10 protein-coding genes and 1 pseudogene are annotated in these 12918 nt (G+C 35.4%); 1 reads left to right on the top strand and 10 read right to left on the bottom strand.

From position 1 onward, the window contains the following. Positions 1-9 precede the first annotated feature (9 nt). The 8 genes and pseudogenes from CYJ72_RS11440 to CYJ72_RS11405 all read right to left on the bottom strand — a co-directional run bounded on the left by CYJ72_RS11440 (position 10) and on the right by CYJ72_RS11405 (position 8084). Positions 10-405 (bottom strand): diacylglycerol kinase, encoded by a 396-nt coding sequence (locus CYJ72_RS11440; RefSeq protein WP_066124829.1) that lies wholly within the window; start codon positions 403-405, stop codon positions 10-12. Next, positions 389-868: an rRNA maturation RNase YbeY gene (gene ybeY / locus CYJ72_RS11435; protein ID WP_284629919.1), complete on the bottom strand. Its 480-nt coding sequence runs from the start codon at positions 866-868 to the stop codon at positions 389-391. The genes CYJ72_RS11440 and ybeY overlap by 17 nt, the downstream gene beginning before the upstream one ends. Before the next feature lie 14 nt (positions 869-882). Then, the gene (locus CYJ72_RS11430; protein ID WP_284629917.1) at positions 883-3099 is read right to left on the bottom strand and encodes an HD family phosphohydrolase; all 2217 of its coding nucleotides are present in this window, start codon (positions 3097-3099) and stop codon (positions 883-885) included. A gap of 108 nt (positions 3100-3207) precedes the next feature. Beyond that, a complete protein-coding gene (locus CYJ72_RS11425; protein WP_284630907.1) occupies positions 3208-4218 on the bottom strand; it encodes a PhoH family protein in 1011 nt (336 codons plus the stop codon). A gap of 71 nt (positions 4219-4289) precedes the next feature. Continuing rightward, positions 4290-4733, bottom strand: coding sequence for a GatB/YqeY domain-containing protein (locus CYJ72_RS11420; protein ID WP_284630906.1), 444 nt, complete (start codon positions 4731-4733; stop codon positions 4290-4292). An 844-nt stretch (positions 4734-5577) separates the two neighbouring features. Further along, positions 5578-6171: an alpha/beta hydrolase gene (locus CYJ72_RS11415; RefSeq protein WP_066126896.1), complete on the bottom strand. Its 594-nt coding sequence runs from the start codon at positions 6169-6171 to the stop codon at positions 5578-5580. Next, positions 6155-7108: a VOC family protein gene (locus CYJ72_RS11410; RefSeq protein WP_284629914.1), complete on the bottom strand. Its 954-nt coding sequence runs from the start codon at positions 7106-7108 to the stop codon at positions 6155-6157. The genes CYJ72_RS11415 and CYJ72_RS11410 overlap by 17 nt, the downstream gene beginning before the upstream one ends. Before the next feature lie 2 nt (positions 7109-7110). Next, positions 7111-8084: pseudogene (locus tag CYJ72_RS11405) on the bottom strand (ring-cleaving dioxygenase). Positions 8085-8343: 259 nt separating this feature from the next. On the opposite strand from CYJ72_RS11405, the gene CYJ72_RS11400 reads away from it, so the two are divergent. Continuing rightward, complete coding sequence (locus CYJ72_RS11400; protein WP_284629912.1) at positions 8344-9306, top strand: IS30 family transposase; 963 nt, start codon at positions 8344-8346, stop codon at positions 9304-9306. Positions 9307-10127: 821 nt separating this feature from the next. Here CYJ72_RS11400 and CYJ72_RS11395 read toward each other — a convergent pair. Together CYJ72_RS11395 and CYJ72_RS11390 are read right to left on the bottom strand one after the other, a co-directional pair. Further along, complete coding sequence (locus tag CYJ72_RS11395; RefSeq protein WP_101813438.1) at positions 10128-11402, bottom strand: alpha-amylase family glycosyl hydrolase; 1275 nt, start codon at positions 11400-11402, stop codon at positions 10128-10130. A gap of 531 nt (positions 11403-11933) precedes the next feature. Continuing rightward, positions 11934-12917, bottom strand: a complete 984-nt coding sequence (locus CYJ72_RS11390; RefSeq protein ID WP_245631280.1) for a DHH family phosphoesterase — start codon at positions 12915-12917, stop codon at positions 11934-11936. Between the last annotated feature and the right edge of the window lies 1 nt (position 12918).

The raw sequence follows: 12918 nt of genomic DNA, 5'->3' as shown, positions 1-12918 counted from the left end.
GACCTCTCTCTAAAATAATTTTACTAAGTATGGTACAAAAATAATGATTCCTACGACAACTGCAATCAACGCCATCATCATGACGGCAGCAGCCGCAATATCTTTACTTCTTTTGGCGTGTTGATCCCACTTGGTGCCAACAACTAAATCGACCACCGTCTCAATGGCTGAATTAATCATTTCCAACGCTATTACATGACCAATCAGTAAGATGATAATTAACCATTCGGTGGTCGTAATTTGAAAAATAAAACCAGCCACTACTACAGCCAATGTCATCAATAAATGAATTCTAAAGTTGAATTCTTCCTTCCATAAGGTAATGAGTCCAGCTTTAGCTGCTTGAAAAGCCGAAATTCGATTTTGATTCGCCCAGTATTTAGTAGGTTTATCTTGTAAGCCCATATTCTTCTAAAACCTCATTTTGAATGCCGAACATTGCTCGTTCTTCTTCTTCGGTTTGATGGTCATATCCATTTAAATGAAGAAAGCCATGTACCGTTAAAAAAGCTAATTCACGTTCAAAAGAATGACCATAATCAGCTGCTTGTTCAACGATTTTCTGATATGAGATAATAATATCACCTAGATGTTCTGGGATAGCAGCAAAATCGTCATCTGCTTCCATCGTAAAGTCAAAATCGTCATCGCCTTCTGTTAAAGCAAAGCTTAAAACATCTGTCGGGCGATCAATGCCACGGTATTGTTTGTTTAATTGGTGGATTGTTTCATTATTAACAATTGAAATGTCTACTTCACTTTGTTCTGAAAGCCCTAATTTTTTGGCTGTTAATTCGATGACATCTTCAATTATTTTTGTTTGTGACGCTTCTAAATACTGTTCATCATCGATTAAATCAATAATCATCTTGTCCGCTCCTTCTATTCTGGATATTCTACGCGCGTATGAAACATTCCCGCCACACCATTAATGAGCGACTGTTTAACAATTTTTAACTCTTGGACCGTTAATCCTGAATCTTCAAATTGATTCGCTTCAATCTTCCCATCGATGATTTTAGTAATTAAAGCGGTAATGGCTTCAACTGAATGTTCTTTTAAAGTTCGAGAAGCTGCTTCAACAGAGTCTGCAATCATAATCACTGCAATCTCTTTTGACTGTGGTTTTGGACCTGGATAGCTAAAATCTTCAATATTAATATCCGCTTTTTCTTGTTTAGCCTGATGGTAAAAATAGCCTGCTTGGGTGGTACCATGATGTTGTAAACAGACATCGACTATTCCTTTAGGCATATTATTATCTTCTAGTATTTTTGCTCCTTCGGTAACATGACTAATAATAATTTTAGCACTTTCTGCCGCTGTCATCATCTGATGTGGTGAGACCATCCCTTGTCTTAAATTCTCCACAAAAAACATTGGATATTTCACTTTCCCTACATCATGATAGTAACTTGCCACTCTCGTAAACAGTGAGTCGCCACCAATCGCATCCACAGCGTTAGCACTTAAATTAGCTACTAAAATACTATGGTGATAAGTACCTGGTGCTTCTTCAATTAAAAGTTTTAATAATGGATGATTAAGATTAGCTAATTCATTTAGTGTTAAGGCTGCTTGATCATCGAGTAATTGTTCCCAATAAGGTTTTATTAAAATATATATCGTATGCATGATAACTGCACTTGATACCATTGCAAAAGTGGTAGTTAACGTTTCATAATTGAAAATTTCATAATTCATTGCTAATAAAATCGGAATGGTAATGACCATATTCCATAAAATGGACGACTTTAAGGTCATTTGATGCATCGTGGGATCCTGCTCGATTCTTAACCAAATAACGAGCATCGTAAAGAAATAAAAGACTGCTGGAATTAAAACCCCAATTAAGTCAGTTTGACTATTTAAAACGAATAAACTAATTAAGTTAAAGAAAATAATAGCTAATGCAATCGTCCGACGATCGGTTTTAGGTAAAATTAATAATGGTAACAAACCAGCTGGAAACAACAACATTGCTTCAGACATCCCATTTTGTTGTAAGACTTGCAAAAATGTTAGAAAGATAAAAGCAAAGAGAAAAGCCAATGAATAAGCTGTTAAACGCATATTACCATCATTAACGGTTTTACTTTGTTTGTTATCCCATTTATTAAATACCATATAAAGAAAAATGGCGTGAATTAATAACACTGCAGCAAAAGCATAGATGCTATAAACCTTGGTTTGATTATTTAAAATTCCATAAATATTTAATAAACGAATCATTTCAGAGTCAACCACAAAACCTTCTTGAATGATAACTTGACCTTGTAATATATAGGTTGACTGTACTTGATTGACTGCATTTTCTCTGGCTAACTCCGTCGCCGGTTCGTCAAAAACCACTGTAGGTACCATTAACTGAACCACTAAAGATTTAAGGATTTCTCGATTCTTATTGCGATTTATATCCGCATTAATTTGACTAAAGATACTCTCGATAACGGTATTGACTTTCTCAGCCGAAATTTCTTTCATTAACGTTTCTGAAATAGTATTGGTAATATAAGTTTGAAGACCAATTATTTCTTCATCATTCATTTTAGCAATCGCTAATTGCATCTCATTATCAAGGTCCGCTACGAAATCTTTAATTGATTGGTCACCTTTTTGTAATTGATTCACTAAAACGATTGTTTTTTCTGCATCATTTAATTGTGCAAATGGTACTTCCTGAGTTTCGGTTCTTTGTTCCGTCCCAATCTCATTGGCCAATTCATTTAAATCATCTAATTCATTAAATAATTGCTTAATTTGTTGAGTCGAATAATTTTCTTTTCTTAATTGACGAATGGAACTAAAATATTGTTCAATTAATGTCAATTGATTTTCACGAATAGATGGACTATAGGTATAAACATCAGCCACCGCATCATAGGCACGTTGTTTATTCTCATTAGTTTTCTGTTCATCGATCGTAGTATACGGTGCGCGAATAGTTACATCGGCAACTTGATTAGGTTGAATATTATATTGTCTTGGTTTGACACTGGCAAAACCAAATAAAAAAAGTAATACAGTTAAAAGTGCAATTAAAATAGGTCGATACCATTTACCTAATCTTTGTTGTAATTGATATAATTTTTTATTCAAAATGTCACCCCAATTCAATCATTGTGTTGCAAATAGGATATAAAAGAAAGATAAAAACGGCTTATCAATTCTCCTAACTAATAAAACGCGTCTATCTTTCCTTTATCATTATTCTGGTTGATTTAAACGTTCCATTTCAGTTTTAAAAGTCTCTGTTTCAGTCTCCTGTGATACTGAGGTCGCATCATGCTCATTCGTCGTCGCTGGTGATGGTTTGGTTCCATAAGCACGGATAATATCAGCAACTACTGGATGACGAACTACATCAAAGGCATCAAATGTTACAAATGAAATACGTGGTATGCTATTTAGTTTTTCAATCGCATCCACTAAACCTGATTTAACACCGCGAGGTAAGTCTATTTGTGTCTTATCCCCATTAATAATCATTTTTGACCCGAATCCTAAACGTGTTAGGAACATTTTCATTTGAGCAATCGTCGTATTTTGAGCCTCATCTAATATGACAAAAGCATCGTCTAATGTACGACCTCTCATGTAAGCTAACGGCGCAATTTCAATAATGCCTCGCTCCATTAAACGTACCGTTTGTTCCGTTCCCATAATCGTGTATAAAGCATCATAAACAGGTCGTAAATAAGGATCCACCTTTTCTTTTAAATCTCCAGGTAAAAAACCTAAACTTTCGCCTGCTTCAACTGCTGGCCGTGTTAAAATAATTTTCTTTACTTTCCCCTCACGCAAAGCCTGAACAGCCAAAACAACGGCTAAAAATGTTTTACCGGTCCCCGCAGGCCCTACTCCAAAGGTAATATCATGTGAATTAATTTTTTTAACATATTGTAATTGTCCGAAGTTTTTCACGCGAATCGCTTTACCATCGGCAGCACGACCAATCACTTCCTCATAAAGATTAACGAAGAATTCTAATGTATTGTTTTTGGCCATTTTGATAGCCGTAACAACATCCATTGTACGTGGTGTAATATTACGCTCTAATAAATGAATCAACATAAAGAAAATGTCGCTAACTTCATTCACGTCGGCTTCATCTTCACCTTTAATGGTAATGACTTCTCCTCGAACAGCAATCGAAACGGGATAACTTTCTTCTAGTAATTGAATATTTTGATCTTGATTCCCAATTAGAGCAATCATCCAATCACCATTAGTGACAATTACTTGTTTAGAAAATGTACTTGGATTATTCAAATTTTCGCCTCTTTTTCTTATGATAATAATTCTTTTACGATACGATTAACAACTTGTCCATCTGCTTGCACTTTTAATTCAGCCATTGCTTTCCCCATTACTGCACCGAAAGCTGATTTATCTTTAGCTCCTACTGCTGCAATAATTTTGGTTATTGCTTCTTTGATTTCATTTTCTGATAATTGCGCAGGTAAGTATTGTTCAACGATTTTGATTTCGTCTAATAAAGGCGCCACTAAATCTTGACGACCTGCTTTTTCAAATTCAGCTAATGAATCTTTACGCTGTTTCATTTCTCTAGCAATAATTGTGATTTCTTGTTCTTCACTCAAAGGCTCTGTTTGTTCAATTTGTTCCTTTTGCAAAGCAGCCTTCAACATGCGAATAACTTTTAGTGTTTCTTTATCTTTCGCTTTCATTGCTACTTTTATATCTTCATTAATTCGTTGTGTTAATGACATCATTCATACACCTCTCATCAAATTTCTTATTATCTATTGTAACAAATTTTTGCTTAATATTACATTAAATGCGTAAATCTCTACTGTTTTTTTACAATTTATCGGTAATTAGTAAAAAAATTCCCTTCAATAAACGATTGAAAGGAATAATTATCAAAATATTGAATGATTATAAAGCTAAAATTTAAAAATTTAAGTTATGGTGTGCTTACTAGGCATCACTGAGCGGGAGTAGACCAGAAGTAGAAAAGCGAATGATTTTCGCTTCGTTGGACTACCCCCGCACAGTTGGGAATAGACCAGAAGTAGAAAATCAAATGATTTTCGCTTCGTCGGCTTACCCCCGCACAGTTGGGAGTGGATCAGAAGTAGAAAACCAAATGATTTTCGCTTCGTCGGCTTACCCCCGCACAGTTGAGAATAGACCAGAAGTAGAAAAGCGAATGATTTTCGCTTCGTCGGTCTACCCCCGCACAGTTGAGTAGGCCTCAAACAAGTCGAAAGACGGAGTTTGAGGCCACTCAACCACTGCGTTTTTAATTATCGAGCACTAATATGAGTGAATTGGTCAAGATTATTCTCAGCCTCGTTAAGACGCAGGTTGAGGTCACTCAACCACTGCGCTTTTAATGAATAAGCACTAATTTTGCTGGATTTTTCAAGCTTGTTCTCAGCCTCATTAAGACGCAGGTTGAGGTCACTCAACCACTGCGCTTTGAATTAAATAGATATGCCTGAACAGAATTAAAAAAGTTTTTGGCCAGCCTTATACAGTGACTCATACTGTTGATATACCTTATATAGCTAGTACAAAAATAAATTTTTAAAGTATTTGCCCAATCACTTATCCAAGCCACTCTTTCACTTGATATAATAACAGCATATTAATCTCATGTGATTGTACCCAAAAGGTAGTGACATCGGCCTTTCGTGATTCGAAAAGGGTTACCACTCGTTCGCTTTCAGAAATTGGCACAATAGGGTCTTGCTTACCCATCGAAATAAAAATCTTTTGGTGTGATAGAGAATGAGTTTCACTAATAGGAACTGGGTACATTGGCGCAATTAAAATAGCTTTGTTAAAGATTGATTGGTCTTTTAATAACAGCTCAATCGCAATATTGGCGCCATTGGAAAACCCTACAATAATAGCTTTACTCAAATCAAACGCATATTTTTCACTTACTTCAATAATAAAGTCTTTTAACACTAATGCTCTTTGCTGTAAATCTTGCACATCATACACACCTTCTGCTTTACGCTTAAAGAAACGTAAAGCTCCGTGCTCATTGACATTTCCTCGAATGCTTAGGACGCCATAATCAGGATTTAATAAATCTGCAATTGGTAATAAGGAATGCTCATCTCCACCTGTTCCATGTAATAAGATAAAAGTGGGGGCATCCATCCTTTTAGCTTTTCTAAATAGATGTTCCATCAATGGCCTCCTTTTTTGATAATGATTGCAGATTAGAAGATGAATACTTGTTTATTCTAGCCGTTATGGGTTCAATTTGAGCTAGTATGTTGTCTCTATCCATCTCAAAATGGGGTGGGATTTGTAATATTTGTCCTAATTTATCAAAGGACTCATCTACTTCTAAGCCTGGATCAACAGTAGCAAATTCAAAAATAACATTCCCTTTTTCTTGTAAATAAATCGATTTAAAATACTTACGATCTTTAACTTCGGTAATGGCAAATTGTTGATCAAAAAAATAGTCTTGCCATGCCAATAATTCTGTTTCAGAAGGTACACTCCAAGCTAAATGGTGGACCGTTCCGGTACCCCAACGTCCTTTACGTAAAGGAGATTCATTGACAATAATATGCTGTGCTAGTGGACTATCCGTTTTAAAATGATGTGGTCCAACCTTTAAAAGTCCTAAATCATTGCTTAATAAGGATTTAGTAGCTGTTGGGTTTTCAGATAAAATCGCCACACCGTGAAAATCATAAATAGCTCTCGTTTCATGCTCTACATCCGTTTCAACTATGGCTAAATCTAAAGAGTGAGGATCACTAAATTCTAAAGTGTCTTGGCCAAATAACTGTGATCGTGTTGTTTCTATGCCTTTAGCAAATAAATAATGCTCCCATTCCTTTAAATAACCTTTAGGCACTCTAAATGCAATCCTGCCTATTTGTCCGCCACCTTTTCGACCATGGGTCGCATGTTGCCAAGGGAAAAAGGTTAATAAAAAGCCTGGATTCACTTGTTCATTTGAAAAGTAAAGATGATATACTGCCGAATCATCAAAATTAAGGGTTTGTTTTACTAATCTTAATCCTAAAATATCTTGGTAAAATTTAATATTTTCATTAATATCACCAACAATCGCACTTATATGATGAATGCCCTTAACTTTATTCACGTTTAATCCTGCTCCTTTACCCCACGCCAAACTGTATCAAACGGTCTAACTTGTGCCTCAATTTCTGCTCTCTTAGGCTCTAAAAACGGAGGTAAAGATAATTTTTCTCCTAAGGTTTCATATGGTTCGTCTTGCATAAAACCAGGTCCATCAGTCGATAATTCGATTAAAATATGACCTACACGCGTATAAAGCGCCTCAAAGTAAAAACGATCGACAAATCCAGAACTTCTAATCCCTAACTCATTATAACGATCTAACCAAGCCATCAATGACTCATGATCTTTCACTCGGAAAGACACATGATGGACTTGTCCATAGCCTGGCTGACTTTGTCCGGATTCGCTATCATTAATTAAGATAACACGACCACCATTACCACCTTCCCCCACTTCCAATAAAGCACGCTCTTCGGTTAATTCGATTGTTTTCATACCATAAACTGTTTCTAAAAAAATGCGAAAGTCTTCAAAATAACTGATCGTAATTTCAATAGGTCCTAAACCAGTAATGGCAAATTCTGCTGGAACCGGAACTTTCTTCCAAGGAGTTCCGGCAGGAATCCCTTGGTTATGTTCATCTGAAAATAATTGATACTTTTGACCATCCTCTTCTTCAAAAGGTAATACCTTAACACCATATATTTCAGTAATCGGATCATGTTTTATTCCCATTTTTTCAAAGCGCTTTTGATAGTAGTTTAAAGCATGGTCATTCGGTACTCTCAAACCAATTCTTGAAATTACATTAGTTCCCGGTAATCCTTTTTGATTATTGGGAAAATCAAAGAAAGTCATATCGGTTCCGGGAGCCGCGACATCATCGGCATAAAAGGTGTGATAAGTATGGATATCATCTTGATTAACTGTTTTTTTACCAATCTCATCCCTAAAATTTCTGTAAAAAATTGATAATTATGTTCAGCAGAATTGGTCATTGCGGTCACATGATGGATTCCTAATAATTCGTGTTGCATAATAGTCCCCTCTTTCAATAGTTGATTGAAATTTAATTCGAATTCAAATCAATTTGATTGTGAGTTTAATATTATCACATATATTTGAATGAGTCAAAAAATTTAATCCTAATTAGTAATTTAAATAAAAATACTTATACTACATAAAATTGCCAAATTATTATATTCTTGGATAGTAAAATTAAGCTAGAAAAATAAATAGGCCATTTGTATGGTATCCTAAACATAAAATCACATGCTAAGGAAGGAGTACACACAAATGGCTTATACACATCTTACCATGAAAGAATTGATTTGGATAGAAAATTATTACGATAGTGGTAAAAAAGTAACGGATATCGCTAAAAAATTGAATCGGGCTATCCAAACCATTTATAACGTCGTTAATTTTCTTAAAAATAGTGGTAATATTCAGGAATACTACGATCAATATAAAGAGAATAAATCACGCTGTGGTGCCAAAAAGAAGGTCTTTAACACTAAACAAATCACATATATTAAGAAAAAAGTGGACCAGGGGTGGTCTCCTGACGTCATCATAGGTCGGAATGAAATACCATTAGGATGTGCAGCTCGAACACTCTATCGTCGTTTTAAAGACTCGGAACTCTTTGATCCCTCAACTTTACCGATGAAAGGTAAGAGAAAACCTAATGGGCATCAGGAAAAAAGAGGTAAACAACACTTTAGACGCACCATCGAAGATCGTCAAAAAGAAAATCCACAATATGAGAAAGAATTTGGACATCTAGAAGGTGACACTATTGTCGGAAAAGACCATAAGAGTGCAGTCCTAACACTGGTCGAAAGAATCAGTAAACTCATCATCCCGATAAAAATTAGCAGTCGGAAAGCAAGTGATGTGCGAATCGCTTGTGATAACTGGTTTGCTTATTTACCGAGAAATATATTTAAATCCATTACGTTTGATTGTGGAAAAGAATTTTCTGATTGGCAAGCCATTTCAAATGTCAATGACATCAATATTTACTTTGCTGATCCCGGTTGTCCGTCACAGCGAGGTTTAAATGAACACTCTAATGGACTTCTTCGAAGAGATGGGTTATCTAAGGGGATGGATTTTACTGATATATCGCAGAAAACACTCAGCCAAACAGCTCATTTCCGCAATGAAATTCCACGAAAATCATTAGGTTATCGAACGCCAATTGAAGTTTTTATCGATTGTTGTAAGGAACTTGGATGGATAGATGCTTTCTAATGCACACAATGTGTTTGTTAAGACAGTGAATCCATTACGTAAGGCACCTGATTGTTAGAGCTTGACTTGGTGCCTAGCCCGGCATGATGATTTGGGGATGCTTTTTGGGTCTCCTACCCAAACCCTTTCCCCAACTCGCTATTCGCGAGTATCATACCGGAGCATCCAAGTAAAGCTCTAACGATTTAATGCATCAATCTGACTCACTACACTTGCCACAAATCTGACGGTGTGGAAACCTTAAAGTCAGTGGCTAATTTATACTTGAACTTTCGAACAACCATTTTAATTATCAATTAGAAAAAAAGCAAACATATTATGTGTTAGGTAAAAATTCTAGCTTAATTTGACAATCAAAAATTCTATAAATTTAGTTAACGATTAAGACTTTCCAACATCAAAAAAAATCATTTTTCACGTGTAAAATTATAAGCAAAAATAGAAGCTCCACTAAATGTTGTAGAGCTCTCTTACTTAATCCATCAATTGCCAGATGGAATGACAATTTATTCTTTTTCCTTTTTACGATTTTCAAAATAAAGAGACGTGTAGGCTAGGTAAAAACTTTAAAAAATCTGTTTGGTCTAATCTATTTAGTTTATCGTGCAGTGGTTGAGGGACCTCAAACTGCGTCATAATGAGGTTAGGCATCAAATTGATAAATTCAATAAAGTTATTGCTCGGTAATTAATAGCGCAGTGGTTGAGTGGGCAAGAAGTAGAAAATTATTTAATTTTCTACTTCTTGCCCACTCCCGCAAAATATATGATGTTAAATAAAAATATCTAAACTACTAATCTCTTTAAAATCAGTCATTATGATTAAATAGAAAAAGCTTGAGCATGAGAAGCGAGTGCTAATTTTCCATTATGAACCGATACTTTATTTCCAGTTACTAAATCACTATACTCGCCATCAGCCATTGGTACATTAACAAAACCTTCTTTTCCTTTGAAAGAACAAACCGCCACAAAATGTTGTGCTTTATCTTGATGTTCTATTACCACTGCATCTAACTCATCATAAGGCGTTAATTCATAACGAGTGGTTAAAGTGGTTGGAATATATTGCTTTTTAATATCATTTAAATGACGGATTTCTGCTGAAATATCTCGTCCAGCCTGCCAATTAACTGGATCGATATCAAATAATGTTTGTTCGGTAGTTTCTTGAACTTCTTGTCCATTATATAATAAGACAAATCCTTTCTCGAAATATTGGAAAGCTGTCCATTGTAAAAGGTCTTGTTCATTGCCAATTAAATATTTTGCACGTGGGTTATCATGGTTTTCTAAATTACGTGCCTTAATATAATCAACGGGATAAATCACTTCTTGTAAATTCAAGCGATTAATATAGTCACTTAATTTATTTGTGCCTCTTAAGTAACCATGGAATAAATAATGTACATCATAATCATATAATAAATCAAAGGCTTGATACATCTCAGCATCCGCATGAGCGACTGTACCCGCTTGACGTAAAGTTTTAATAAATCCAAATTCAACACTTTCAGAAAGCCAGATGAAATCTGATTTTACTTCGGCTACTGCTGCCCGAGCTTCAATCCAAAAATCAATCGGTACTAATGGTGCCACGTCACAGCGGTAACCATCAACATATTGTGCCCAATAACAAAGCGATTCAATTTGATAATCTCTTAATTCACGATGTTGATAATCTAAATCGACAATATCAGTCCAATCACCAACACGGTTACCTCTTTTACCCTCTTCATTATAATAAAACCATTCGGGATGTTCTTGAACTAATACTGAATCTGGTGAAGTGTGATTATATACGACATCAATCATGACTTTCATACCATTTTCATGTATAGCATCACACAATGCTTCAAAATCTGCTAATGTTCCATATTCTGGATTAATAGTACGAAAATCGTAATTTGCATAAGGAGAACCATCTTTTCCTTTACGATTGACTTCACCGATTGGATGAATTGGCATTAACCAAATAATATCGACTCCTAGCTGTTTAATTCTTAGTAGTTCAGGAATGATTGCTTGAAATGTCCCTTCTTTTGAAAAATTACGTACAAAAATACTATAAATTACTTGATTCGGTTGAATACTCATAAATATTTACCTCCTTGGTTTTGATACTTTCACTTTATCGAATTATATTATCATACGCAAACATAAAAATATAGGTTAACGGTAACAAAATATAAGCACTTACATCAAGAGGCAAATCAAGTAAGATGACAAAAAAGAGAAGTAATACAAGAGATCACTTTTAAGGCTCCTTGTAAAATGGTGCGAGGCTGGGCAAAAATTTTAAAATTCTGTTCAAGCATATCTATTTAATTCAAAGCGCAGTGGTTGAGTGGTCTCAAATGGCGTCTTAACGACTTGTTTGAGACCTACTCAACTGTGCGGGGGTGGGCAGACGAAGCGAAAATTATTTAATTTTCAACTTCTTGCCCACTCCCACACCAAAAAGTATAGAGCTAGAAAAAGAATCAAAGACAAAGAAAACCGCTTAATTAGAAAAAACGGCCGTTCAACACAATTGTGTTGAACGACCAAAAATTCCGTGACCCACACCATTTGACAAAGAGCCTTTTTATAGATATTGATCCGTGTATGACTTCTCTAAATGAATTGTTATTGTTTGATTTGTTGTTGATATTGTAACGAAGCTTGTGAAAGTTGTTCTACAATTTCATTCAATTCTTCTTCACTATAGGCATTCGCTCCACTCGCCATCGGATGACCGCCTCCGGCATGTAAGGCAGCTATTTCATTAATGACGGGACCTTTTGAGCGCAGACGACAACGATAGAAAAAGTCCTCCCCTTCTTGTTGTACAAAGGTCACCCAACAGTACACGCCTTGAATTCTCGAAGCCAAATTAACGAGTCCATTAGTTTGTTCTTCTGTAACGCCAAAACGCTCTAAATCTTCTCGGTTAATTCTTAAAAAAGCAACGCCCGCATCATTAACGTGTAGATTTTCATATCCAAATCCTTGTAATTTGACTTCTGCTGGACTCATCACTTGAAATTGGTCATTAATCGCAAAGGCATCGATACCTTGTTCTAATAATAAGGCTGTATAATTAAAAGTGGCTGCTGTCGTTGAATTGTATAAAAATCGCCCTGTATCACCCACAATACCGGCATATAATAATTGGGCTGCTTCTGGCGTAAGTGGTAATCGTTGACCTAGGAAATCACTCATTGCTACAATAATCTCACTACAAGAACTGGCTGCTGTTGTTACAATTTGTAAGCTACCATATTCCTCTACAATCGGATGATGGTCTATTTTAATTAAATCTTTGCCTTTCAGATAATGGTCACCATCAATTCTTTCGGTATTAGCGGTATCGGTAATGATAACCAATGCCTCTTGATAGTCTTCTACAGATACTTTATCCATTTGACCTAACCAACTTAAACCTTTAGAATTGCTACCAGCTGCCAAAACAGTTTTATTAGGAAACGCATTTTTAATTAAATGTTTTAACCCTAGCTGTGAACCTAATGCATCTGGATCAGGTCTTTGATGGCGATGAATAATAATCTTATCATTCGCCTTTACTTTTTGGAAAAATGCTTCTACTTCTGATTCTATTAGGTAGCTCAAA

This window comes from Globicatella sanguinis, from assembly GCF_002847845.2.
Taxonomy (GTDB): Bacteria; Bacillota; Bacilli; order Lactobacillales; family Aerococcaceae; genus Globicatella; species Globicatella sanguinis.
Note: the sequence above shows the minus strand (reverse complement) of the source record. Positions and strands in the feature narration are given on the sequence as shown.